At 73.7% G+C, this 24,244-nt stretch carries 23 protein-coding genes and 1 pseudogene; 11 read left to right on the top strand and 13 right to left on the bottom strand.

From position 1 onward, the window contains the following. Positions 1-40 precede the first annotated feature (40 nt). From ABD269_RS17775 to ABD269_RS17750, 6 genes and pseudogenes are all read right to left on the bottom strand, one after another. Positions 41-718 carry an HAD family hydrolase gene (locus tag ABD269_RS17775; protein ID WP_344118908.1) on the bottom strand — a complete coding sequence of 226 codons (678 nt, stop codon included), beginning with the start codon at positions 716-718 and terminating at the stop codon, positions 41-43. Next, positions 715-1,263: an orotate phosphoribosyltransferase gene (locus ABD269_RS17770; RefSeq protein WP_344118906.1), complete on the bottom strand. Its 549-nt coding sequence runs from the start codon at positions 1,261-1,263 to the stop codon at positions 715-717. Before ABD269_RS17770 ends, ABD269_RS17775 begins: the two co-directional genes overlap by 4 nt. Beyond that, complete coding sequence (locus ABD269_RS17765) at positions 1,260-1,835, bottom strand: SLOG cluster 4 domain-containing protein (protein WP_344118904.1); 576 nt, start codon at positions 1,833-1,835, stop codon at positions 1,260-1,262. Before ABD269_RS17765 ends, ABD269_RS17770 begins: the two co-directional genes overlap by 4 nt. Next, the gene (locus ABD269_RS17760; protein ID WP_344118902.1) at positions 1,832-2,728 is read right to left on the bottom strand and encodes a hypothetical protein; all 897 of its coding nucleotides are present in this window, start codon (positions 2,726-2,728) and stop codon (positions 1,832-1,834) included. The genes ABD269_RS17765 and ABD269_RS17760 overlap by 4 nt, the downstream gene beginning before the upstream one ends. A gap of 51 nt (positions 2,729-2,779) precedes the next feature. Next, positions 2,780-3,073: a hypothetical protein gene (locus ABD269_RS17755; RefSeq protein WP_344118898.1), complete on the bottom strand. Its 294-nt coding sequence runs from the start codon at positions 3,071-3,073 to the stop codon at positions 2,780-2,782. A 67-nt stretch (positions 3,074-3,140) separates the two neighbouring features. Then, a pseudogene (locus ABD269_RS17750) lies at positions 3,141-3,452 on the bottom strand (aspartyl/asparaginyl beta-hydroxylase domain-containing protein); the annotation flags it as partial. 506 nt (positions 3,453-3,958) lie between these two features. Between ABD269_RS17750 and ABD269_RS17745 the strand changes: the two are divergent. The 3 genes from ABD269_RS17745 (at position 3,959) to ABD269_RS17735 (ending at position 6,943) form a co-directional block, all read left to right on the top strand. Next, the gene (locus tag ABD269_RS17745; RefSeq protein ID WP_344118896.1) at positions 3,959-5,512 is read left to right on the top strand and encodes an NsdA family TPR-like regulatory protein; all 1,554 of its coding nucleotides are present in this window, start codon (positions 3,959-3,961) and stop codon (positions 5,510-5,512) included. Between the two features lie 12 nt (positions 5,513-5,524). Then, positions 5,525-5,878 carry an ASCH domain-containing protein gene (locus ABD269_RS17740; protein WP_301889559.1) on the top strand — a complete coding sequence of 118 codons (354 nt, stop codon included), beginning with the start codon at positions 5,525-5,527 and terminating at the stop codon, positions 5,876-5,878. 123 nt (positions 5,879-6,001) lie between these two features. Then, entirely contained in the window at positions 6,002-6,943 is a 942-nt protein-coding gene (locus tag ABD269_RS17735; RefSeq protein ID WP_344118895.1) for an NAD-dependent epimerase/dehydratase family protein, read from the top strand. 25 nt (positions 6,944-6,968) lie between these two features. Here ABD269_RS17735 and ABD269_RS17730 read toward each other — a convergent pair whose 3' ends face one another. After that, positions 6,969-7,892, bottom strand: coding sequence for a LysR family transcriptional regulator (locus tag ABD269_RS17730; RefSeq protein WP_344118894.1), 924 nt, complete (start codon positions 7,890-7,892; stop codon positions 6,969-6,971). Positions 7,893-7,963: 71 nt separating this feature from the next. Between ABD269_RS17730 and ABD269_RS17725 the strand changes: the two genes are divergently transcribed. Together ABD269_RS17725 and ABD269_RS17720 are read left to right on the top strand one after the other, a co-directional pair. Beyond that, positions 7,964-8,848, top strand: a complete 885-nt coding sequence (locus ABD269_RS17725) for an SDR family NAD(P)-dependent oxidoreductase (protein WP_344118893.1) — start codon at positions 7,964-7,966, stop codon at positions 8,846-8,848. Positions 8,849-8,883: 35 nt separating this feature from the next. Further along, positions 8,884-9,816: an SDR family NAD(P)-dependent oxidoreductase gene (locus tag ABD269_RS17720; protein ID WP_344118891.1), complete on the top strand. Its 933-nt coding sequence runs from the start codon at positions 8,884-8,886 to the stop codon at positions 9,814-9,816. A 31-nt stretch (positions 9,817-9,847) separates the two neighbouring features. Here ABD269_RS17720 and ABD269_RS17715 read toward each other — a convergent pair whose 3' ends face one another. After that, a complete protein-coding gene (locus ABD269_RS17715; protein ID WP_344118889.1) occupies positions 9,848-10,591 on the bottom strand; it encodes an SDR family oxidoreductase in 744 nt (247 codons plus the stop codon). A 156-nt stretch (positions 10,592-10,747) separates the two neighbouring features. Between ABD269_RS17715 and ABD269_RS17710 the strand changes: the two genes are divergently transcribed. Further along, complete coding sequence (locus tag ABD269_RS17710; protein WP_344118887.1) at positions 10,748-11,584, top strand: helix-turn-helix domain-containing protein; 837 nt, start codon at positions 10,748-10,750, stop codon at positions 11,582-11,584. A gap of 25 nt (positions 11,585-11,609) precedes the next feature. Here ABD269_RS17710 and ABD269_RS17705 read toward each other — a convergent pair whose 3' ends face one another. From ABD269_RS17705 to ABD269_RS17695, 3 genes are read right to left on the bottom strand one after another with little or no spacing between them, the layout of a single operon-like run. Next, entirely contained in the window at positions 11,610-12,377 is a 768-nt protein-coding gene (locus ABD269_RS17705; RefSeq protein ID WP_344118885.1) for an FAD:protein FMN transferase, read from the bottom strand. Next, positions 12,370-12,792: an FMN-binding protein gene (locus ABD269_RS17700; protein WP_344118883.1), complete on the bottom strand. Its 423-nt coding sequence runs from the start codon at positions 12,790-12,792 to the stop codon at positions 12,370-12,372. The genes ABD269_RS17705 and ABD269_RS17700 overlap by 8 nt, the downstream gene beginning before the upstream one ends. 11 nt (positions 12,793-12,803) lie before the next feature. Continuing rightward, entirely contained in the window at positions 12,804-14,126 is a 1,323-nt protein-coding gene (locus ABD269_RS17695; protein WP_344119086.1) for a ferredoxin reductase family protein, read from the bottom strand. Positions 14,127-14,328: 202 nt separating this feature from the next. Here ABD269_RS17695 and ABD269_RS17690 point away from each other — a divergent pair, with 202 nt between their 5' ends. Both ABD269_RS17690 and ABD269_RS17685 read left to right on the top strand, forming a co-directional pair. Continuing rightward, complete coding sequence (locus tag ABD269_RS17690; RefSeq protein ID WP_344118881.1) at positions 14,329-15,099, top strand: response regulator transcription factor; 771 nt, start codon at positions 14,329-14,331, stop codon at positions 15,097-15,099. Continuing rightward, on the top strand, positions 15,096-16,547 hold the full coding sequence (locus ABD269_RS17685) for a sensor histidine kinase (RefSeq protein WP_344118879.1): 1,452 nt from the start codon (positions 15,096-15,098) through the stop codon (positions 16,545-16,547). The genes ABD269_RS17690 and ABD269_RS17685 overlap by 4 nt, the downstream gene beginning before the upstream one ends. A gap of 13 nt (positions 16,548-16,560) precedes the next feature. On the opposite strand, the gene ABD269_RS17680 is transcribed toward ABD269_RS17685, so the two are convergent. Together ABD269_RS17680 and ABD269_RS17675 are read right to left on the bottom strand one after the other, a co-directional pair. Continuing rightward, positions 16,561-17,898 (bottom strand): PP2C family protein-serine/threonine phosphatase, encoded by a 1,338-nt coding sequence (locus ABD269_RS17680; protein ID WP_344118877.1) that lies wholly within the window; start codon positions 17,896-17,898, stop codon positions 16,561-16,563. 282 nt (positions 17,899-18,180) lie between these two features. Further along, positions 18,181-19,755, bottom strand: a complete 1,575-nt coding sequence (locus ABD269_RS17675; RefSeq protein ID WP_344118875.1) for an AMP-binding protein — start codon at positions 19,753-19,755, stop codon at positions 18,181-18,183. A 105-nt stretch (positions 19,756-19,860) separates the two neighbouring features. Here ABD269_RS17675 and ABD269_RS17670 point away from each other — a divergent pair, with 105 nt between their 5' ends. The 3 genes from ABD269_RS17670 to ABD269_RS17660 all read left to right on the top strand — a co-directional run bounded on the left by ABD269_RS17670 (position 19,861) and on the right by ABD269_RS17660 (position 24,242). Beyond that, complete coding sequence (locus tag ABD269_RS17670) at positions 19,861-20,808, top strand: oxygenase MpaB family protein (protein WP_344118873.1); 948 nt, start codon at positions 19,861-19,863, stop codon at positions 20,806-20,808. After that, positions 20,790-23,036, top strand: coding sequence for a serine/threonine-protein kinase (locus ABD269_RS17665; RefSeq protein WP_344118871.1), 2,247 nt, complete (start codon positions 20,790-20,792; stop codon positions 23,034-23,036). Before ABD269_RS17670 ends, ABD269_RS17665 begins: the two co-directional genes overlap by 19 nt. A gap of 69 nt (positions 23,037-23,105) precedes the next feature. Next, positions 23,106-24,242, top strand: a complete 1,137-nt coding sequence (locus ABD269_RS17660) for a nitronate monooxygenase (RefSeq protein WP_344118869.1) — start codon at positions 23,106-23,108, stop codon at positions 24,240-24,242. The last annotated feature ends 2 nt before the right edge of the window (positions 24,243-24,244 follow it).

Here is a 24,244-nt window from a genome sequence, read left to right as displayed (position 1 = left end):
CCCCCACCACCGACTGTAGCGGGTACGGAGTCAAGATCGCTCAGCTAATTGCAGTCGTCACCTGCTGTGGGGCCCGCCCGGCAGGAATCAGGTCGAGCAGGCCGGGGCCGATCTGGGCCGGGTTCGTCAGCACCACCGGACAACCCGCTTCGGTGAGGGCGCGGCGGCCTGCGTATCCCCATCCGGCTCCGGCGAAAGCGGCCCCGGCCTGGAACGCGGCCCACCGGTCGGTGAGGGTGTCGCCGACGAAGACCGCCGCACGGGGTGTGGCGCCGAGGTGGGCCAGGGCCAGGAAGATGCCGTCGGGGGCGGGTTTGGGCTCGGCGTCCTCGCGGCAGATGGTGGTGTCCATCAGCTCGAAGACCTCCGGCGGCAGGAGCCAGGGCAGGCGGCCTCTGGTCTGGAGGGTGACCAACCCGGTAGCGGCCCCGGCAGCCCGCAGGGCGGTGATCCCGTCGACAACGCCGGGGAACAGGGCGGTGCCGGCGGCGGTGGCCAGAGCCGGGTCCCACCAGATCTCGCAGAGCTCGTCCGGGGCCGGGACGCCGAGCGCGGACAGAACCTCGACGCGCGGGGTGGTGATGGCGTCCGGCGGCAGGTCCGCAACCGTGACACGGCGTCCGAGCGCAGCGGTGGCAACTCCGGCCAGGGTGGCCAGCATCGCGGCCCGGCTGTCCAGCAGCACCCCGTCCAGGTCGAACAGCACCACGGGCTTCATGACGCCGCCCCGGCCGAGGCGGGCAGGTCGTTTTCGTACAACAGCGAACCGAGGGAGATGCTGTGCTCGTCGAGCAGCACCCTGCCGCCCAGCGGTCGCTCCAAGATGCAGAGCGCGTCGGAGACGTGGCCTCCGGCGGCCCTCAAGACATGTGCCATGGACAGCAGTTGGCCGCCGGTGCGGACTACGTCATCGATCAGGACGACGCGACGGCCCTCCACCTGGGTGCCTTCGATCTGCTGCTGTGAGCCGTAACGTTTGGGCAGTCGCCGCAGGAAGGCGCCCGGCAGACCGGTGACCGCCGACAGGGCGACGACCAGTGGGATGCCACCGAGCTCGACCCCGGCCAGCACCTCGGCCCCGGCGGGGACCAAGGCGTGCATCGCCTTGGCGACGTCATGCAGCAGCTGAGGGTCGCCGGCGAGCCGGAACTCGTCGAAGTACGAATCCAGTACCTGGCCGTCAGCGAGGGTGAAGGGGCCGTCCACACAGGCGGCGGCGATCCGGGCCGACAAGACAGCCGCGATGCTCGTGGTCCTGGTCATGCTTTTCCCTTTGCGGACGGGGACAGGTGGGCGAGTTCGGCGGCGAACAGGGCCGCCGAAGCGATGGGGGTGAGGAACCCCAGGGGCCTGGTGGGCGACTCGAAGAGCCAGCTCTCCCGCTTGAGGAAGGCCAGCAGGCGAAGGGCGGTGGGGCCGGCGAGCCAGACCGGAACGGGGCGGATGTTGCCCGCGTAGTAGACGGCGGCGGTCAGTTCGTGCAGGGTGCCGATGCCGCCGCCCATCGCGACGACGAGGTCTGCGCGAGCGAGGTAGTGGTTCAGGCGGGCGCCGAGGTCGGGCAGGTGGACTTCCCCGGTGATGTGCGGGTTGAAGTCGCCCCATTCCGGGTGCTTGTCCTTCAGGGTGACTGCGATCGCCTGGCCGTTTTCGGCAGCGGCGCCGCGGGCGGCGGCCTCCATCAGCCCGTTGTAGCCGCCGTGCAGGAGCGTGAATCCGGCCCCGGCCAGGGCCATGCCGATCTCCTCGGCCATCCGCTCTTCGTCCTCGGACGCGGGGACGACCCCGCCGAAGAACACCGCCGTCTTGCCCGTCGCCTCCGGTGTCGGTGTCATGCCAGCTCCAGGTAGGTCCGGTACGCGGTGACGGCGTCGTGCAGACCGTCCAGCGCACTGGGGCAGGCCCGCTTCGTCAGCGCGATCACCCGGTCCAGCGCGGCGTCGACGCCCACCGCGTCCGGGACGGCCGGGGAGGTGACCGCCATCTCCAGGTCGGCCAGGCAGGCCCGGCCGATCGGGGTGAGTGCGATCTCCTCCCGCAGCTGGTACCAGCCCCAGAACCGGGAGGCGGGGGCGAGGGCGGCCTTGATGAGGTCCTTGGTCGCGGTGTGCAGCAGGTGCCACTCGGCGTACGCGATGAACCGCTGCCCACGTTGGATGCGTTTGCGCAGCAGCACCGCCAGCACCAAGTGCTCGATCAGCAGCTCGGTGCACGACTTCGGCCGCGCCTTCTGCTCGGCAACGCATTCCCTGGCCTGACGGATCTGCGAGGTGGTCGGCTCCGACGGCTCACGTTGGAACAGGATCGCGCCGGCGACGCGGCGGCGGATCGTGGGGACCTGCGACGCGGGGGCCAGGTACAGATCGATCTGGTGCAGCTTCCCGTCGTACGGGACCAGGAAGACGAACCCGATCCCACCCAGGTCCACGACGATGCTGTCCCGCCAGCCGGGCAGCAAGGCTCCGGCTCCGACGGCCATCAGGTCGTCCAGGGCCGAAATGAAGGCAGGCAGCGCGCCGTCGCGGATGCCGACGAGGAAGTCCACATCCGAGAGCCGGTCCGCGGTGCCGGAGGCGAGCGAGCCGCGAACCAGCAGGTGGATCACCGCCGGGGAGACGGCCAGCAGTTCGGCGGTGCGGGTGACCAGCGGCAGCTGCGCCGGCCGGTTGGCTTCGGCGAGTTCGGCCAGCCGCAGGTCGGGCGGGGCGGTGATGAGCGTGGCGGGCATGCGCAGTCCTTCCAGGAAGGGGTGCAGCGGATGAAGGGACCGTTCGCGTGTTCAGGCGGTGAGCGCGAGGAGCTTGGTCTTCGCCTGGGCCCAGCGGGTGCTGGACTCGGTGTCGCCGAGGCAGGTGTGCAGCTCGGCGATCAGGTCGTACGTGATGCCTTCGGGCAGGGCGAAGGAGTAGAAAAGGCGCAGCAGCAGCCGTTCGGCCGCCTCGATGTAGCCCGAGGTCGGCCAGTCGCCGGGCGGTGGCGAGCCGATCCGCCAACAACGTCTGGGACGCCTCCGGAAGGACCTCGGCGTCCGGTGTCTCCAGCCCGGCCGGTCCGGCCAGGTTCCGGTAGGCATCGTCCGCGTAGACGTCGGCGATCAGGTGGATCCGGTCCGGTCCCAGGAGATTGCAGACCCCGTGCGCGAAGGTCGGGGTGAGCCGCCAGATCCGCCCGCCGGACATGTGGACCTTCGTGCCCCCGGTGACCAGGAAGGCGGAGGAGTTGGTGTGCAGCGGGATGTGGAGGCGGTGCCGCTCGGCGTGGGTGAGCTCGTCGTAGTCGCGGTGTTCCCAGAGGAACGCGTTCGCCTCCAGCCTGGCGAGCCGTACCCACATGTAGGAGAGTCCCAGCTCGGCCAGCAGTTCGGCCGTGGCGGGCATCTGCTCCAGCAGAGCAGTGGGTTTCGCGGTGCAGTCGGTGATCGTGACGTCGGCAGCCTTGCCGGAGGCGTTCATCAGCGACGCCGTCCACCAGCCGCCCGACTGGTAGTTGCCGTACTCGGCCTTCCAGGGCGCCGGCGCGGTCAGGGCCTCGTGCCGCAGCCGCTCGACCCGGGCCGGCTCCAGCCTCACCAGCTGGGCGATCTGATCGGACAGCGCCCCAGTGGGCGGGTGATCTCCCATCGTTTCCCTCTCACGTCTCATCGCCCCGCCCTGTGGGCAAGGGGCAGTGCAGGTTGGGTGTGGAGGGCGCTCGCATCCGGCCGGTGTCCTCGCTTCGCGCTAGGGGGGACCCAGCCGGTGGGAAGGTGTGTCGGCCGGACGCGGCGCCTGGGCATCAGACTGGTCCGGCCACGTTTGCGCTGGTAGTGAGAGGTGCCCGCCCCTCATGGGCGGCGCCGTCGCCCGCTGCGGGCGGTCGGGCCGCCCGCAGCGGGAAGGTTTGGCCAATGCAGGAGGCAGGCAAGCAATCTTCGGCGGCGCATCCGGGACCTTGGTCCGCGCCCGGTGGGGAGGCCAACGTGACAGGCACGACACCGAGCAGTCCGGTCCATGACGTCTCCTGCGGGAAACGCCTGCGGGAACACGCGCTCGGCCGGGCTGGTTCGCCCGGAGTGGTGCCGCCCGAGCTGGTCGTGGCCATCGCGGTAGAGATCGAGACCCATTGTGGGCACCACCGCCTCAAGTGCCGTCGCCTGGCGATGGCCTGGACCGTCGCCCAGGCGGTGGAGGCCGCCCACGACCTCGTCGAACGCGAACGGCTCCCCAAGGTCGGGCTGGCCGAACGGTCGTGGAAGGACTGGGAGGCCGGCCACCCGCCCAGTGCGGACTATCAGGACCTGCTGTGCCGCCTGTTCGCCACCGATCCCGTGCAGTTGGGCTTCGCCAACGACTACTCACCGAGGTCCGCTGATCCGCTTTGGAACGGGCCCAAGGCGAATGCGACACTCCCCGCAGGGCAGGCAAGTGCCAGCGGAACCAGCCCGGACACCGGGGCGGAGGTGGACGAGACGAAGCGTCGTGACGCGGTGAAACTCGCCGGACTGGCCCTGGCCGCACCGGCAGCCGCCGCACTCATCCTGGAACAGGCAGCAGCCGAGGCCATGGAGTTCACTCGCCAGGCAGAGGCAACCGCTCTCGGCTCCGGCACCCTCGATCATTTGGATCTGGCTGTCGCCGAGTTCAACCACGCCTACTCGCTCAAGCCCCCGCATCTGGTGTTCGACGCCGTGTTGGACTACCGCCGCAAAGTCGACGCCATGCTGCGGGGCAACCACACCCATCGGCAGGGCCGCGAGCTGTTCGCCTTCGCCGGCTGGCTCTCCGAACTCCTGGCCTGGCTGGCCCACGACCTCGGCGACGCCCGGACCGGCCTGGCATTCGCCGCCGATGCCTTCACCCACGGCCAACAGGCCGGGCACGGGCAGCTGTGCGCATGGGCGATGGACGCCGCCGCCTCCATCAACCTCTACCAACACCGCCCCGCCAAGGCGCGCCAAGCCGCTCTCAAGGGCCTCACCGAGGCCCCGGCCGACCATCCACTGGCCGTGCGGCTGCACGCCCAGGCAGCGCGCGCAGCCGCCGCCGACGGCGATGCCGACGGGTTCACCACTGCTTTCCAGGCTGCTGAGGACGCCTATCGGCTGCTGCCTCCTCGCCCACCCCGCCGCTTCGGCATGGACATCGCGCCACTGGCCGAGTACGCACTCACCTCGTATCCGGCGACCGCCTGCATCTGGCTGGGCCAGGCCGAGGCGGCCCGCGGTCATGCCGAGCACGCGCTGGCCGTCTACGAATCGGCGCCCGCGGCCTCCCGTTCACCCAGCCGTGAAGCCATCGCCCGCATCGACCTCGCGCTTGCCCATGCCCAGCTCGGCGACCCCGACGACGCCGTGGTCCTCGGGCACCAGGCTCTGGACTCCGCACGCGTCGTGGACTCCGTCCTGGGCCGGGCCGGCGACCTCGCGGCCTTCCTCACCCGTCGCTATCCCCGACAGGCCGCTGTGGAGGGCCTGCGCGAGCGCCTCACCGCAGCAGCCCCGGCCGCCCGCTCCACGCCGCCCGTCGTCCAGTGAAGGAGCTCCGAATTGGCCGAGTCGGATCCCGGCGAACGCGTGATCAACATCCGCAAGCCCTATCTGGAACTGATCGCTGCAGGCCGCAAGACCATCGAGGTCCGTGTCGGCTACGCCGGCATGCGCAAACTGACCCCGGGCCAGGTGCTGCGGTTCGCCTCAGGCGACACTTCCGTCCGCACCCGCGTCACCAAGGTCAACCAGTACCCGTCCTTCGAGGCCATGCTGGACGCCGAGGACAACACGACGATCGGCAGCGAGGACATGACGCGGGACGACCTGCTGTCCGCCTGCCGCAACATCTACCCACCTGAGAAGGAAGCCCTCGGCGTCCTCGCCATCCACCTCCAGCTCCTCCCCGACTGAGGCGCCACCGCACGCAGTTCACCATGCCCCTGCAGCCACGTACCGAAGGGCCGGGGCTCCAAGGCCCTCCACCGCGTCCGCGATCTGGGACCGGGCAATGCGCGTTCGCGCTAGTGTGCGTGCGTGAGTCTTTATGTCGTTGTGGGATTCGGGCCCGCCGGGGCCGCCACTGCTCGGCTGTTGGCCGAGAAGGGGCACTCGGTGCGGGTCGTCACCAAGTCGGGGCGGAGCCCGGAGCCCGGCATCGAGCATGTCGCTTTCGACGCGGCCGACAGCGGGCGGCTGACCGAGGCGGCGCGGGGTGCGGACGCGATTTTCAGTTGTGCCGCGCCGCCCTACCACCGCTGGGCGAGCCAATGGCCGCCGCTGGCCTCGTCGGTGTGTGCGGCGGCTGAGGCGAGCGGGGCCGTCCTGGTGATGCTGGGCAACCTCTACGGCTACGGTCCGGTGGACGGCCCCATGACCGAGGAGCTGCCGCTCGTGGCGACCGGCACCAAGGGGCGGGTGCGCGCCGCCGTTTGGGAGCAGGCGCGGAAACTGCACGAGCAGGGGCGTATCAAGGCGGTCGAGGTGCGGGCCTCGGACTTCTTCGGGCCCGGCGTGACCGATGGGGGACACCTGGCCGCGCGGGTCATGCCACGGCTGCTGCGCGGCAAGCCGGTCTCCGTGCTCGGGGACCCGGACGCCCCGCACAGCTGGAGCTATCTCCCCGATGTGGCCGGGGCCTTGATCGAGGTCGCGGGCGAGGAGCGGGTCTGGGGACGGGCCTGGCACGCCCCGACGGGGCCCGCGCTGTCCACCCGGGAGATGGTCGACCGCCTTGCCGACCGCTCGGGAACGGGACCGGTCGCGGTGCGCAGGCTCTCGCCGGCCGTGCTGGGCATCGTGTCGGTCTTCTCCCCGCTGATCCGCGAACTGAAGGAGATCCGCTATCAGTTCGACCGTCCGTTCGTAGTCGATTCAAGCGCCTACGAAGCCGCGTTCGCGGTACGGGCCACCCCCGTCGACGAGCAGGTCGAGGCGACGGTGGACTGGTGGCGTGAGCGGTCGGCCACCACGGGATGACGTTCCGGGACGCCGGGCCGTAGGTCTACAGCGGGGCGTCCGCGTCGAGGGCCGCCGTGCGCAGGGCGTCCGCGACGCGGGAGGCCGCTTCGGTCAGTCGGGCCGGAAGGTGCGCCAGGAGGAGGCGGCGCTGCTCCTGCGGGCCTCCGCGTACGGGCAGGTTGCGTACGCCCGGGGGCGCGGCGGGGACGAGGGAGACGGGCACGGTGGTCAGGCCGCAGCCCGCGGCGACCAGGTGCAGTTTGGCCAGCCAGTCACGAGCGGTGTGGGCGATCTCCGGCCGCTCGTCGAGACCGGGCCAGACCCCCATCAGCTTGTCCTCGCCCGTGGAAGGGCCGGCGATCCAGCGCTGTCCCCGCAGATCGGCGACGTCGACGAAGTCGCCGCGGGCGAGCGGATGGGCGGCCGGCACGGCGAGGCGCAGGCTGCGTTCGGTGAGGGTCTGCAGGGTCAGCGGGGGCGACTCGGTGTCCGGCGGGCGGAACGGCGGCGCGGTGGCCAGCAGCGCGAGGTCCACGCTGCCCGCCCGCAGCGCGCGGACCAGTGCGGGCGTGGTGCCCTCGCGGGTGGTGACGGTGATGGCGGGGTGGCTGCGGCGCAGGGCGGTGACGGCCCGGGGCAGCAGGGCGGCGCCCGCGCTGGGGATCCAGCCCACCCGTACCGTCCCGGCCTGGGCGGGCAGCCCCGCCAGCTCGCGGGCCGTGGCGTCGATCTGGTCGAGCACGGTCGTGGCCCGCCGCAGCACGAGGTGCCCGGCGGCGGTCAGCCGGACCCCCTCGCGGCGCCGCTCCAGCAGTTCCGCGCCCGCCGCCCGTTCGAGGGAGGCGATCTGCCGGGACACCGCGGACTGGGTGTAGCCCAGCGCGGTCGCCGCGGCGGTGAAGGTGCCCCGCTCGGCCACCTCGCGGAAGACCCGCAGTGCGGTCAGTGAGACGTCGCTGAAGTCCATGACTTCTACGCATATCAGATGTGCGTAACTTTCGTTGGCCTCATGGGCGAGAGGTCCCTAGCGTGGATGCCATGACAGCTTCACGCATCGCTCTGGTCACCGGAGCCAACCAAGGGCTGGGCCGCGCGCTCGTCGAGGGGCTCGCCGCCCGGATGGGCCCGGACGACCTGGTCCTGCTCACCGGGCGCGACGCCCGGCGGGTCGCGGAGGCCGCCGAGGACGTCGCCTCCTCCGGCGCGCGGGCCAAAGTCGAGGGCCGGGTCCTCGACGTCACCGACGCCGACGCCGTGGCCGCGACCGCCGCCGAACTCGCCGAGCGCCACGGCGGGGTGGACATCGTGATCTCCAACGCCGTCGCCCGCGTCCTGCCCGACCGGTCGCAGGCGGAGCAGGCCGACGAGGCCATCGACGTCGCCAACGGCGGCACGCACGCCGTCCTGCGCTCGTTCGGCCCGGTGCTGCGCCCCGGCGGACGGCTGATCGTCGTCGCCAGCTCCCTGGGCACCCTCGGCCACCTCGACCCCCGGCTCCACCCGCTGTTCGACGGCGCGACCCTCGACCAGGTCGAGTACGCCGTCGAATCCTGGCGCAGCGCCGTCCACTCGCGCACGGCGGAGGAAGCGGGCTGGCCGCGCTGGCTGAACGTGCCGTCCAAGGTGGCCCAGGTCGCCGCCGTGCGGGCGGTCGCGGCCGAGCGCCGGGACGCCGACCTCGCCACGGGCACCCTGATCGCCTCGGTCTGCCCCGGCATGGTCGACACCGCCACCTCGCGGCCCTGGTTCAGCGACTTCAGCCAGGCCCAGACACCGGCCGAGGCCGCGCGCGCCGTGCTCGACCTGGTGCTGGCCGAAGAGGCCGACCCCGCGCTGTACGGCGAACTCGTGCGCTTCGGCAAGGTCCTGCCCTGGCACGACGGGACACCCCCCACCGAGCAGGACGAGCTGCTCACCCCGTGACCGACATGACCGCCCCACTTTTCAGGGAGTTCCCCATGCGTGCCCTCATCCGGACGCCGTTCGGCTTCGCCAGCACCGCCGCCGAGGTCGCCGCCGGCATCGACCTCACCGGCCGCCGCGCCGTCGTCACCGGCGCGTCGTCCGGCATCGGCGTCGAGACGGCGCGCGCCCTGGCCGGCACCGGCGCCGAGGTCACCCTCGCCGTCCGCGACACCGCCGCGGGCGAACGCGTGGCCAAGGACATCACCGGGTCGACCGGCAACCGGGCGCTGCGCGTCGCGCGCCTGGACCTGACCGACCCCGCCTCGGTCGCGGAGTTCACCGCCGCCTGGCAGGGGCCGCTGCACGTCCTGGTGAACAACGCCGGCGTGATGGCCTGCCCCGAGCAACACACCCCACAGGGCCGGGAGTTGCAGTTCGCCACCAACCACCTGGGCCACTTCGCCCTGGCCACCGGCCTGCACACCGCGCTCGCCGCCGACGGCGCTGCGCGGATCGTGGTGGTCAGCTCCACCGGCCACCAGTCCTCGCCGGTGGTCTTCGACGACGTCGACTTCGCCTTCCGCGCGTACGACCCGTGGCTCGCCTACGGCCAGTCCAAGACCGCCAACGTGCTCTTCGCCGTGGAGGCGACCCGCCGCTGGGCGGACGACGGCATCACCGCCAACGCCCTGATGCCCGGCGCCATCTACACCAACCTCCAGCGCCACACCGGCGGCAAGGGCAGCGGCAAGGTCCCCGCCGAACTCATCAAGACGACGGAACAGGGCGCGGCCACGTCCGTCCTGCTCGCCACCTCACCGCTCCTCGAAGGCATCGGCGGACGCTACTTCGTCGACTGCAACGAGACGGAGACCGTCGACCGGCGCTCCGGCACCCTGGGCGGAGTGGCCCGCTACGCCCTCGACCCCGACAACGCGCGGCGCCTGTGGGCCCTGTCCGAGAAACTGCTCGCGGGCGCGGCCTGAGGCGACGGCCCCGCCGGTCCAGGGGCCCGCGTCAGCCCTGGACCGTGGGCCTGATGACGATTTCGTTGACATCGACCTCCAGAGGCTGGCCGATCGCGTAGTCGATCGCTTCGCCGATGGCCGAGGCCGGAATGGCCATGCCCATCTGGCCCTGGACCGCCTCGCGCACCCCGGTGTCGCTGATGCCCTCCGCCAGCTCACTGCGGGTGAAGCCGGGGCTGACCACGGTGACGCGCAGATCGCGGCTCTCCTGCCGGAGCCCCTCCGAGATCGCGCGGACCGCGAACTTGGTGGCGCTGTAGACGGCCGCGGTGGGGTCGACGCGGTGTCCCGAGACGGAGGCCACGTTCACGATGTGCCCCGCGCCCTGGTCGCGCATGAGGGGGAGGACCGCGGCGATGCCGTGCAGGACCCCGCGGATATTGACGTCGATCATGCGGTTCCACTCGTCGACCTTCAGCGCGTCCAGTGTCGAGAGCGGCATCACCCCCGCGTTGTTCACCAGGACGTCCACCCGCCCGTGCCGGTCGTGCGCCTCCCGGACGAAGGACCGCATGCTCTCCAGGCTGGTGACGTCGAGCTCGTGGTGGTCGGCCGCGCCGCCGCCGGCCCGGATGTCCTCGGCGACGGCGCGGATGCGGTCGGTACGCCGCGCGCCGAGTACCACCCGGTGGCCGGAGGCGGCCAGGCGGCGGGCCGTGGCCTCACCGATCCCGCTGCTCGCCCCCGTGACCAGGACGACCTTGCTGTGGGAGGTGGTGGGCGGGACGGTCATGGGAACCCCTTCGGTCGGGAGCCGGTGATCGCGACGGTGTTCCGCCACGGACTTCCGAGCATGCGCCGGGCCCCGCCGATCAGGCAGGACGTGGCTTCCTGGGTGTGCCGCACCCAGGAAGAGGCGGCGTAGCATTTTTCGCATGGGCGGTGACGAATGAGCGGTGACGGGCTGGGCGAATTCCTGCGCGCGTGCCGCTCCCGGATCGGCCCCGCGGACGTGGGCCTGGCGCCCGGTTCCGGCGCCCGCCGGGTCGCGGGGCTGCGGCGTGAGGAAGTGGCCGTGCTGGCCGGGGTCAGCGCCGACTACTACACCCGCCTGGAGCAGGGCCGGGAGCGAAGCCCCTCCTGCCAGGTGATCGACGCCATCGCACGGGCCCTGCGCCTGGACGCCGAGGCGCACTGGCACGCGTACCGCCTCGCCGGTCTCGCACCCCGGCAGACACCCCCGGCGCGGCCCGACGACGTCGACCCCGCGCTGTCGCAGCTGATGGACGCCTTCCCCACGGCCGTCGCCTATATCGTCAACCGCCGCCTGGACATCCTCGCCTCGAACGCGTTGGCCGACGCCCTGCTCTCGCCCCTGGCCGACCCGCGCGGCATGGTCCGCTCCCTCTTCCGGGACCCCGCCGCCCGGGAGCTCTTCGCCGACTGGCACACCGTCGCGCGCGACTCGGCCGAGGCCCTGCGGCTGGCCGCCGGGCACGACCCGAAGGACCCCGGGATCGCCGCGCTCGTCACGGAACTCCTCGCGGACAGCGAGGAGTTCGCGGCGCTGTGGCGCACCCACGGCGTCAGCGCCCTCGGCCGCCGCACCAAGGTCTTCCAGCACCCCGAAGCGGGCCGGATCGAGCTCACGTACCAGACCTTCGACGTGCAGAGCGCGCCCGGGCAGCAGCTCCTCGTCGGCACCGCCGAGCCGGGCGGCCCGGACGCCGCCGCCCTCGCCCTCCTCGCGAAGGGTGGCACGCCACCGTCGGGCTCTGCCGGGTGAGCGACCCGAGCGGCACGGGCCGGGGTCAGGCGTCCGTGCCCGGAAACCCCGGTGTGCGGTCCGTGCGGCCGGTGGTGTCGATCGTGAGGGCCTCGTGGCCGTCGAGGGACGCCACCCAGGCCAGGGCGGCCGACGGGCCCATGGCGAACGCCGCCGTCGCGTAGGCGTCCGTCGTGGTGAGGTGGCGGCCCACCACGGTGACCGAGGCGCAGCCGGAAGCGGGCTCGCCGGTGTGCGGGTCGAGGATGTGCGGCCCGCGCTCGGCGGTGCCCGAGGTGGCGACGGCCAGATCGCGGCCCGTCACGACGGCGGCCACCGCGCCGGGGCGCAGCGGGTGCGCGATGCCCACCCGCCAGGGGACGCCCGGCGCCGCCTCCCCGCGCAGCTGGAGATCGCCGCCGCCGTTGACGCAGGTGTTGCGCGCGCCCGCCGCGTGGAGCAGGTCCGAGACGCGCTCGATCGCCCAGCCCTTCACCAGCCCCGACGGGTCGAGGACGGCCCCCGCGGTGGTGCTGAACCAGCCGCCCGTCACCTCCTCCGCCTCCGCGCAGAGGTCGAGGACCTCGCGCACCTCCCGCGAGCACTGGCGGTACGTGATCTCGCCGCGGCCGAGCCGGCTGACGACGCTGTCGGGGCGGTAGGTGGAGAAGACGCCGTCGGCGTGGTGGAGCCAGGCCACCGCTCGCGTCACGGCCGTCCGCAGGGCCGGTGTTGCCGGGTCGCGGACGTCGAGGGAGAAGACGGTGCCCATCGCGTGCTCGACGTGGCGCAGCCCGCGCCCCGGCTCAGGCATGGGCCTTGTCCAGCGCGCTCTGCAGGGACTGGGCGTAGCCCTGGCTGGTGTAGCTGGCCCCGGAGACGGCGTCGATGCGCGCGCTCTGGGCACCGAGCGCCTCCTGGGTCAGGCGTGGCACCGCGTAGAAGGCGATCTCCTGGTCGCGGCCGTTGTCCGACGGGACCTGGAGCACCTTGACGGCCGTGAGCCTGCCCCGCGCGAGGGTGGCGGCCACCTGCACCGTCCCGTACCGGGTGTCGACGGGGTCGCCCGTGAAGGTGCCGGTCGAGGACCCCGACGCGGCCCCGGGCGACGGGGACCCCGCGGGGCGCGGCACCCCGGCGGCGATGACGGTGCTGTGGTGCGGCTTGAGCGAAAGCAGCAGTACGACCAGGGCGGTGGTCGAGGCGGCGGTGAGAACGGCGCGGCGCACGGCGGGACTCCTCAGAACTCGAACGACTCGTGGTGGATGCGCCCCCGCGGCACGCCCGCGCCCCGCAGCGCCCGCGTCGCGGCCTCCGTCATGCCGGGCGGCCCGCAGAGGTAGACGTCGTGCGCGGCCAGGTCCGGCACGAGGCGGGACAGCGCCCGCGCCGTCAACGGCGAGGAGTACGCGGCCGGTTCGTCGACGACGTAGTGCACGGTCGCGCCCCGCGCGGCGGCGATGGCGTCGAGTTCGGCGCGCAGCGTGAGATCCTCGGGCCGCCGGGCCCGGTGGACGAGGGTCACCTCGCCGGGCAGCGTCTCGAAGAGCGCCCGCAGCGGGGTGATGCCGACGCCGCCGCCGAGCAGCAGGACCTTGCGGGCCGTCCGGCGGTCCGCGGTGAAGGCTCCGTACGGGCCCTCGGCCCATACCCGGGTGCCGGGCCGCAGCCCGGCGAGGGCCGCGCTGTGCCCGCCGACGGCCTTCACGGTGATCCGCAGATGGCGCGGGTGGGCGGGCGCGGACAGGGAGTAGGGGCCGGCCGTCCACCACAGGCCCGGCGCGAGGAACCGCCAGCGGAAGAACTGGCCCGGCCGCGCGCCCAGTTCGTCCAGGCGCTCACCGGTGAGCACGACCGACACGACGCCCGGCGACTCGGGGTGGACGGCGGCGACCCTGAGCCGGTGACGCAGCGCGCGCCGGACCGGGACGAGGAAGCGGAACCAGCCGACCAGCGCCGCGACCCCGAGGTAGAGGGCGTACCAGGCGAGCTGGGTCGCGTTGTTCCCCACGAAGTCGGCGCCGTTGGACAGCTGGTGCCCGAAGGTGAGGAAGACCGCCGGATAGGTGGCGAAGTGGAGGTAGTGCCACGTCTCGTAGCGCATCCTGCGCCGGGCGGCCCGCGCGGAGACGATCCCGGTGCCGAGCAGCAGGAGGAAACCGGCGGTGCCCTTGAGCAGGTCCGGGTAGTGCAGGACGAGCGTGGCCGTCTGGCCCACCACTCCCGTGCGGGACGTGAGCGAGTAACCCCAGATGATCAGCAGGGTGTGGGCGCAGGCGAGGGAGACGGTCCAGCGGCCGCCCAGCGCGTGCCAGCGCGCGAGCCGGTCGCTGCCGACGCTGTGGTCGAGCAGCGGCACCCGGGCCATCAGCGCCAGCAGGACCGCGCAGGCGTAGCCCGCCAGCAGCCCGGTGATGCGGCCCGCGCCCGTCAGCCAGCCCGCCGGCCCGACGACCGATGCCGTGTCGCTCCACCACAGGGCGAGCACCCCGGCGGCCCCGGCCCAGATCAGGGCCGGGGCGAGCAGCAGCACGAAGCGGTCCCGGCGGTGCCGCGACGGCATGGTGCGGGCCACGCCACGGCGCTCGTACGTACTGGTGACCATGGGACCCCTCTCTCGTTTCCGGCACCGCGACGGTCGGTGCAAGCCTCGCAGGGCAACCTCTGAGTTCCCTCTGAGCTGCGGGTCCGTGACCGGATTCAGAGGAAACTCAAAGGAAGTACGGGCTCCGGCACACCCCGGACGGCGGGATCCTGGAACCACCATGGAGAACCACACCGCGCCTCCCGCCCTGCTCCGCCCCGACGGCACCCCCGTCCGCGCCCTCGTCGTCGACGACGAGCCCGACCTGACCGAGGTCCTGGCCGCCGCCCTCGCCTCGGAGGGCTGGCAGGTCCGTACGGCCGCCGACGGGGCGTCCGCGCTCGCTCTCGCCCGGACGTTCCGGCCCGACGCGATCGTGCTCGACTGGATGCTGCCCGACACGGACGGGCTGCGGGTGCTGCGTGACATACGGAGCGAGCTGGAGGGCGTCTGCGTGCTCTTCCTCACCGCCCGCGACGCGGTCGAGGACCGGATCGCGGGGATCACCGCGGGCGGCGACGACTATGTGACCAAGCCGTTCAGCCTGGAGGAGGTGCTGGCGCGGTTGCGCGGTCTGCTGCGCCGGGCCGGCACGGCCCGCGAGCCCCAGGGGCACCGGCTGACCGCCGGTGACCTGGTGATGGACGAGGAGGCCCGGGAGGTCACGCGCGGCGGGCGGGCCGTGGAGCTGTCCCGCACCGAGTTCGAGTTGCTGCGCTTCCTGCTGCGCAACCCCCGCCGGGTGCTGTCCAAGGCGCAGATCCTGGACCGGGTCTGGTCCTACGACTTCGGCGGCCGGTCCCATGTCGTCGAGCTCTACATCAGCTATCTGCGCAAGAAGATCGACGCGGGGCGGACCCCGTTGATCCACACCGTGCGGGGCGTGGGCTACGTCCTCAAGCCGGAGACGCCCGCCAGGCCGGAAGCGCCCGCCGAGCCGGGGACGCCGTGAGGAGGCCGCTCCCGCGCACGCTCGGCGGGCAGCTCACCGCCGGGCTCGTCCTGCTGCTCGCGGCCGCCTGTCTGGCCGTGGGCGTGACCACGGTCCTCGCCCTCCAGGGCTTCCTGGCCGGGCGCCTGGACCAGCAGCTCGCCGCGTCCGGCGGCAGGTTCGCGGCGAGCCTGGAACACGAGGCGAAGCCGGACGCCGACAACAGCGGCCCCGACACGCGCGGCCAGTCGGAACACACCTTCGGCGCCCGCCTGTTGCGCGGCACCACCACCCAGGCCGCCGTCGTCCGCCACCAGAGCGCCGCCCCCGTGCCGCTCACCGACGCCGACCGCCGGGCCCTGGACGGCGTTCCGGTCGACGGCCGCGGCCACGGCATCAAGCTCGCCGCGCTCGGCACGTACCGAGTGTCGGCGGTCAACGGCGACGACGGCGACGTCATGATCACCGGCCTGCCGCTGCACCCGGTGGAGGAGACCGTGCACCGGCTGGAGACCGTGGAAGCCGTGGTGTTCGGCGGGGCCCTCGCCGTGACCGGGGTCGCCGGGGCCCTGTGGGTACGGCTGTCCCTGCGCCCCCTGCGGCGGGTGACCGCGACCGCCGCGGACGTCGCCCGGCTGCCGCTCGCCGACGGCGACGTGGCCATGCCCGCACCCCTGCGGGTCGACGACCCGCGCACCGAGGTCGGCCAGGTCGGCACCGCCCTCAACCGCATGCTCGGCCACGTCGGCAACGCACTCGCCCGGCGGCAGGCGAGCGAGGAACGGCTGCGGAACTTCGCCGCGGACGCCGGCCACGAACTGCGCACCCCGGTCGCCAACATCCGCGGCCACGCCGAACTCGCCCTGCGGCACGGCGAACCGGCCCCCGCCGCGGTCCGCCGCTCGCTGGAGCGCGTCCAGGCCGAGTCCGAGCGCATGAGCCGCCTCGTCGACGACCTGCTGCTCCTCGCCCGCCTCGACGGCGGCCGCCCCCTGGACCGCGACCCCGTCGACCTGACCCGCCTCGTGCTCGACGCCACGGACGACGCGCGGGCCGCGGGCCCCGGCCACCGCTGGATCCTCGACCTGCCCGCGGAACCGGTCACGGTCACCGGCGACGAACACCGGCTCCACCAGGTCATCGGCAACCTCCTCGCCAACGCCCGCACCCACACGCCCGCGGGCACCGAGGTCACCGTGAGCCTCACCGCGGACGCCACGGACAACACGCACGTCCGGCTGACGGTGACGGACGACGGGCCCGGCATCCCCGAGGAGCTCCGGGCCGAGGTGTTCGGGCGCTTCGTCCGCGCGGACCACAGCCGTTCGCGGGCCGCGGGCTCCACCGGCCTTGGCCTGGCCATCGTGCGCGCCGTCGTCACCGCGCACGGCGGCACCGCCGAGGTGACCAGCCGGCCGGGGCACACCGCGTTCCACATCACCCTGCCCGCGCGGGACGCCGACAGCTGAACCGGCCGGGGGGTCAGCTCTCGGCGGGCGCGCGCAGGGCGAGTACGGCCATGTCGTCGTGCCCGTCGCCGGGCCGGGCGTCGGCGACGGCCCGGGCCAGCGCCTCGAGGGGCTTTCCGGCATGCGCGGCGGCGACGTCCGTGATGATGCGCAGGCCCTCGTCGAGGTCGCGGCCCGGGTGCTCGACCAGGCCGTCGGTGAACATCAGCACCGTGGCCCCCGGCGGCAGCGCATGCCGGTGGTCGCACCGCGCGAGCCCGGCGTCGACCCCGATCGGCAGGTCGGCCTCGGCGCCGAGCAGACGCGCGCCGCCGTCCGTGGTCACCACGAGCGGCGGCGGATGGCCCGCGCTGCTCCACAGCAGCGACCAACCGCCCTCGCACGGTGCGATGCGGGCCACGCACACGGTGGCCATCGTCGGCTCCGTGACGGCCTCCAGGGTGCGGTCGAGGCGGCTGAGCAGCTCACTGGGCAGCGCGTCGGAGTCGAAGGCCAGGGCGCGCAGCATGTTGCGGATCTGCGCCATCGTGGCGGCGGCCCGCACGTCGTGGCCGAGGACATCGCCGACGATCATCACGCGGGTGCCGTCGGGCAGCACGAGCGCGTCGTACCAGTCGCCGCCCAGCAGCGCCGGATCCGCGGCGGGCTGGTAGACGGCCCAGGAGTCGAAAGGGGAGAGGTCGGGCAGGCTCGGCAGCAGCAGCCGCTGGAACTGCTCGGCACCCGCGCGGACCTGCCCGTACAGGCGGGCGTTGTCGATGGCGACCCCCGCCGCGCCGGCCAGCGCGACCACCACGGCCTCGTCGGCGGCGTCGAAGGCGGCGCCGTCCCCGCGGTCGGTGAGGTAGAGGTTGCCGTAGACCTTGCCGCGCACGGTGATGGCGACCCCGAGCAGCGAGTGCATCGGAGGGTGGCCCGGCGGGAACCGCGCCGCCTGCGGGTGCTCGGCGATCGCCTCGACGCGCAGCGGCTCCGGGTCGCTGATGAGCAGGCCCAGCAGCCCCCGGCCGTGCGGCAGCGCCACCCCGGCCAGCCGCTCCCTCTCCTCCTCGGTCAGGCCCACGGGGATGAACTCGGCGAGCTCCGTGCCGTCCTCGTCCAGGACGCCGAGCGCTCCGTAGCGGGCCCCGACCAGGTCCATGGCGGTGGTCACGATGCGACGCAGCACGACGGGGAGGTCCAGCTCCCCGCTGACCGCGAGTATCGCCCCCAATAAGCCGCGCATGCGCTCCTGCGTGCGGGCGAATTCGGCCAGCTGCTCACCGAGCCGGTCGAGGTCCGCGTCCAGGGCCGGCCGGCGGCCGGTGAGATCGTGGTGGGGATGTCCGTTGTCTGTCTCGCTAGTCGCCACCGCTCAGACACTAGTGAATCGGCAGCCGCGGGGTGGGCGATGACCGCATGTCAGCGCGGTGATCGCCGCACGGACGGAGGCACGGCCCGTCACCCCCGCGCGGTTCCGGGGCCGGGCAGGCGTCGGACGTGCGCGGGCGCGGGTGGCCGGGACGTCGAGGAACGCGGTGGTCAGCGGGTCGCGGGCAGGCGGACGGCGGGCGGCCTGTTCCGTGCGCACCGCCGTGCGTGGCCGGAATCCCGCGGCGGCCCCAACGCACCGCTCCCGCCGCGCGGTTGTCGGCTACGCGGTGCGGCCCGGTGCCGCGTACGCGGCCCGCAGCAGCTTCTTGTCCGGCTTCCCCACCGGCGTCAGCGGGATGGCCGAGCGCACGTGGACGGCGCCGGGCGCGTACATCGCACCCTTGCGCGCCGTGACGAACTCGCGGAGCGAGCCGGTGGTGACGCTCCCGCCCGGCGCAGGGACGACGGCCGCGTGCACCTCCTCGCCGCCGTCGCGGCCCGGCACGCCGAAGACGGCGCAGGCGGCGACACCGGGGTGGGTGAGCAGCAGCTCCTCCAGTTCCGTCGGGTACACATGGCCGCCGACGACGATGATCATGTCCTTGAGGCGGTCGACCAGGTACAGGAAGCCCTCGTCGTCCAGGTAGCCGACGTCGCCCGTGCGGACCCAGCCGTCGCGCAGGACCTCGGCGGTGAGCTCCGGCTGCCGCCAGTAGCCGGTCATGGCCTGCGGGGAGCGGACGGTCACCTCTCCGGTGCGGCCCGGCGCCACGGGGTTCCCGTCCTCGTCGCGGACGGCGATCTCGACCCCGGGCGCGGGCCTGCCGACCGTCGCGTGCGCGGTCAGCCGGTCCGGGGTGTGCTCCTCGGGGGCCAGCTCGGTGATGTGCCCGGCCTCGGACTGGCCGTAGCCGCCGTACAGGACCGGACCGAACAGCTCCTTCGCCTGGAGCAGGCGCGCGGGGGAGGCGGGGCTGCCGCCATAGGTGATCCTGCGGAGGCTGGAGAGGTCGGTGGTGGCCGCGGCGGGGTGGTCGAGCAGCCGGTGGAGCAGCGGTGGCAGCAGCCACAGACAGGTGATCCGCTCGCGCTCGACGGCGGCGAGCACCTCTCCCGGGTCGAAGGCGCGGTGCAGGACGACCGACCCTCCGCACAGCAGGGTCGCGTCGGCGACCATCCCGGCGAAGTGGGCGAGCGTCGAGGAGGCCAGGAACCGGGGCGGGGAGCCCGCGCCGACGACGACCCGGGCCAGGGCGAGGGGATAGGCGGCGAACGCCATGCGAATGCCCTTGGGGACGCCGGTGGTTCCTCCGGTGTGGCGGATGCACCAGTCGTCGTCGGGTCGCGCCGCGCCCGGCACGGGTTCCGCCGAGCGGCGTGCGGCGCACGCGAGGAAGTCGTCGCCGAGCGGGCTCGGGCCGAAGGCCAGCACCGTGGGAGGCCGTACGTGGGACAGGAGCTCGTCGGCTGCCTCCCGCGCCTCCGGCTCCACGATCAGCACGGCGGGCTCGACGCTCGCGGTGATCCCGGCCAGCGCGGCGGGGGCCATGCCCTCGTAGAGGAAGACGATCCGGGCGCCGAGCAGGTTCGCCGCGTACCGGGCGGCGAGGGCCTCGGGCCGGTTGCCCGAGAGCAGCGCCACTGTGCCGCCGCGCCGCACGCCGCGCGAGGCGAGCTCCCGCGCCATGCGGTGGACGCCGTCACGGAACGGACCGGCCGCGGTCTCCCGGCCGTCCGCCCCGGTGAGGGCCACCCGCAGCGGGTCCTCCGCGAGGGCGTCGAGTATGGACTCCGCATAGCTCACGAACCGGCCCGGGGCGCCGGCGGGCGCCTGTGCCGTGGGACAGCTGCTCATGGGACCTCCTCGTGGAACGGACAACAACCCTGCTCCCGCCGGGGATTGAGCGGCCTCGGCAGCACGTATCGTATGAGTCGCAGCCGACCACCGGAGGTGCGCCCCATGCCGCAAGCCGACCCCGGGCTCTTCGGACCCGCCTCGGTCACCTGGCAGCTGCACGGTGACCCGATGATGTGGATCGCGGGCGTCCGCGCGCTGTGGCTCCAGGCGCTGCACCCGCGCGCGGTCCGCGGCGTCACCCAGAACTCCGCTGCATTTAAAAAGGACGAGAGGGGCCGGCAGGACTCCTGGGGGCGGCTGCGGCGCACCGCGAACTTCGTGGGCACCACCATCTACGGCACCACGGAGGCCGCCGAGCGCGCGGGCGCGGCCGTCCGCGGCATCCACCGGCGGCTGTCGGCCGTGGACCCGGACACCGGTGAGCGCTACGGCGTCGACGATCCCGAACTGCTGTTGTGGGTGCACTGCGCCGAGGTCGACTCCTATCTCCAGGTCGTCCGCCGCTCCGGCGTCCCGCTCACCGCCGCCCAGGCCGACGCCTTCCTGGCCGAGCACCGGGTCTCCGCCCGGCTCGTGGGCCTCGACCCCGCCGACGTCCCGGCCACGACACGGGCGATGGCGGCGTACTTCGAACGGGTGCGGCCCGGCCTGGCGCTCACCCCCGAGGCGCGGCAGATCGACGACTTCCTGCGCCGGCCCCCGGTCCGCCCCCCGCTGGGGCCCGCGCGCGACCTGCTGTGGGGGAGGGTGGCCTCCCTCGCGTACGGGGCGCTGCCCGCCTACGCCCACGAGCTCTACGGGCGGCCCGCCCCGCCCGCCCCCGTCGTCACCCGCCGGCTGCGCCTCGCCGGTACCGTCCTGCGCACCGTCCCCTCCACCGTACGATGGCAACTCCCGCCCAAACACATCCTCCGGGCCGTCGGCAGGCTGGGCGCCGGTAGCCGCCCTTCCTCCTACAACCTGCAAAGACGGGCCGCCATACTGGTCGGGCCGGGGGAGGCACAGCGACGCGACGGGGGCGGCGGCGAGGGATGGCGGAATCCAGGCTGATCCAGGGCCGGTACCTGCTGCTCGAACGGATCGGGCGGGGCGGCATGGGCGAGGTGTGGCGGGCCCGCGACGAATCACTCGGCCGCCAGGTGGCCGTCAAGTGCCTCAAACCGATGGGACCCCAGCACGAGCAGTCGTATCTGCGGGTGCTGCGCGAGCGGTTCCGGCGCGAGGCGCGCGTCGCGGCGGGGCTCCAGCACCGCGGCATCACCGTCATCCACGACTTCGGCGAGTCCGACGGCGTGCTGTTCCTGGTCATGGAGCTGCTCGACGGCCGTAACCTCAGCGAGCTCCTGGAGGACAACAAGCAGCACCCCCTGCCCGTGCCGGAGGTGATCGGCATCGCCGAACAGGTCGCCGCCGCCCTCGCCTACACCCACCGGCAGGGCGTGGTGCACCGCGACCTCAAGCCCGCCAACATCATGCGGCTCACCGACGGCGCCGTGAAGATATGCGATTTCGGGATCGCCCGGCTCGGCCACGACATCGGCCTCTCCGCGCAGTCCTCCCGCCTCACCGGCACCGGCATCGCCATGGGCACCCCGCACTACATGTCGCCAGAACAGATCGGCGGCGGCCAGGTCGACCACCGCAGCGACCTCTACTCCCTGGGCTGTGTGCTCTACGAGATCGCCACCGGCGCCCCGCCCTTCGACATGGACGACGCCTGGGCCGTCCTCGTCGGCCACCGCGACACCCCGCCCACCCCGCTGCGGGAGATTCGCCCCGAACTGCCCGAAACGTTCGAGGAGATCGTCCTCGACCTGCTCGCGAAGGACCCCGACGCCCGGCCGCCCGACGCCGGTGACCTCCATGAACGGCTGCTGGAACTCGCCCTGTCCGGGCACGCCACGACGGTGCCCCGCACGCTCCCCGAGGTGCGGCCGCGGCCCCTGCGGGCCTCCGTCCGGCTGCCCGAACCGCCCCGGCTCCCGCACTGGGCCCGGAACATGACCACCGGCTCCAAGGCCACCGGCACCGGTCTCCTGCCCGCCCCGCCGTCCGACCCCACCGCCTCGCTCACCGGCGCCTGGACCGGCCCTGCCGCGGCGCGCCCCGAGGCCGTCCTGCCGGCGCCGTCCCCGGAGGTCCTCGCCGACCTCACGACGCGTCACCAGGAGGCGCTGCGGCTGGGCAGGCTGGGCCGCTGGGCCGAGTCCGGCGAGGCGCACCGCGAGGTCGCCGCCGAGCGCGAGCGGGTGCTGGGCGCCGACCACCCCGACACCCTCGCCAGCCGGTACGAGGCCGCCTTCACCCTCAGCAGGCAGGGCCGTCCCGCCGACGCGCTGCGCGAGTACGCCCGCGCCGCGGCCGGGCGCGAGCGCGTCCTCGGCCCCGACCACCCCGACACGCTCGCGGCCCGCCAGGAGACCGCGTACGTGCTCGGGCAGCTCGGCCGGCACGTCGAGGCCCACGAGGTCTACGCCGCCGTGCTCGCCGCCCGCGACCGCGCCATGGGCCCCGACCACCCCGACACCCTGCGCTGCCGCCACAACCTCGCCTTCAACCTGGGCCGGCTGGGGCGCCTCGAGGAGTCGTACGGCATGGCGCGCGAGGTCGCCGACGCCCGCGCCCGCGTCCTGGGCGCGAGCCACCCGGACACCCTCGTCACCCGCTACGAGGTCGGTTACGCCCTCGGTCAGCTGAACCGCTGGACGGACGCGCTGCGGACCTACCGCGAGGTGGCCGCCGCGCGGCAGCGGACGCTCGGGGCCGACCACCCCGACACGCTCGCCGCCCGCTACGAGGCCGGGATCTGCCTCGGGCGGCTCGGCCGCAGCGCGGAGGCGCTCCGGCTCTTCCGCGACCTCGTGGACGAGCGCACCCAGGCCCAGGGTGAGGACCACCCCGACACCCTGCGGGCCCGGCACTGCCTCGGTGTCAACCTCGGCCGGCTCGGCCGCTGGGAAGAGGCCCTCGCCGAGGCGCGGGACGTGTGCGTGATCCGCGAGCGGGTGCTGGGCGCCGACCACCCCGAGACCCTCGTCAGCTGCCGGGAGATCGCGGTCGCCCTCGGCTGGCTCGGCCGCTGGACCGAGGCCCTCGCCCGCTACCGCGAGGTGGCCCAGGCCCGCCAGCGGGTGCTGGGCGCCGACCACCCCGACGCCCTGACCAGCCGCAGCGACGAGGCCCACTGCCTGGAGCAGCTCGGCCGCTCCACCGAGGCCGTCGAGCTCCACCGCCAGGTCGCCGCGCTGCGCCGGACGCGGGCCACCCGGGGGAGATGACCACCGAGAACTGACGTTGCGTCAGAAAACCTCTTCCCTCGCCCGGCCCGCTGCGGGATCCTGCCGCCCATGCAGACGGACCTGAGCCGGCGACTGGGAATCGAGCACGCGATCTTCGGCTTCACCCCGTTCCCCGCGGTGGCCGCGGCCGTCACCCGCGCCGGGGGCCTCGGTGTGCTCGGCGCCGTGCGGTACACCGACCCCGGCGCCCTCGCCCGGGACCTCGACTGGATGGCCGCGCACACCGAAGGCAAGCCGTACGGGCTGGACGTCGTCATGCCCGCGAAGAAGGTCGAAGGGGTCACCGAGGCCGACGTCGAGGCCATGATCCCCGACGCGCACCGGCGCTTCGTCCACGAGACCCTCGCCCGGCACGGCGTACCCGAACTCGCCGCCGGGGACCGCTCCGGGTGGCGCATCACCGGCTGGATGGAAGAGGTCGCCCGCGCCCAGCTCGACGTCGCCTTCGAACACCCCGTCAAGCTCCTCGCCAACGCCCTGGGACCGCCGCCCGCCGACGTCGTCGGCCGGGCCCACGCCCACGGCGTCCTCGTCGCCGCCCTCGCCGGCAGCGCCCGGCACGCCGTACGCCACGCCGAGGCGGGCATCGACATCGTCGTCGCCCAGGGCTACGAAGCCGGCGGCCACACCGGCGAGATCGCCACCATGGTGCTCACCCCCGAGGTCGTACGGGCCGTCGACCCGCTGCCCGTCCTGGCCGCCGGCGGCATCGGCAGCGGCGAACAGATCGCCGCCGGGCTCGCGCTCGGCGCGCAGGGCGTCTGGCTGGGATCGCTCTGGCTCACCACGGAGGAGGCCGAGCTGCACTCGCCCGCCCTGACCGCGAAGCTCCTGGCCGCCGGCTCCGGCGACACGGTGCGCTCCCGCGCACTCACCGGCAAACCGGCGCGCCAGCTGCGCACGGCCTGGACCGACGCCTGGGACGACCCGGGCGGCCCCGGCCCGCTGCCCATGCCGCTGCAGGGCCTGCTCGTCGCCGAGGCGCTGTCCCGCATCCAGAAGTACGAGGTGGAGCCGCTGCTGGGCACGCCGGTCGGGCAGATCGTGGGGCGGATGGACTCCCGGCGCAGCGTCCGGGCGGTCTTCGACGACCTGACGGCGGGCTTCGAGCGAGCGGTCACCCGCCTCGCCCGGATCGCCGACCACACACCGGAGCCTCTTCCCCGGCCCCGCCCCCTCCCGTGACC

The organism is Streptomyces blastmyceticus (genome assembly GCF_039521185.1).
Taxonomy (GTDB): Bacteria; Actinomycetota; Actinomycetes; order Streptomycetales; family Streptomycetaceae; genus Streptomyces; species Streptomyces blastmyceticus.
This window is presented reverse-complemented; position numbering and strand designations above follow the sequence as displayed.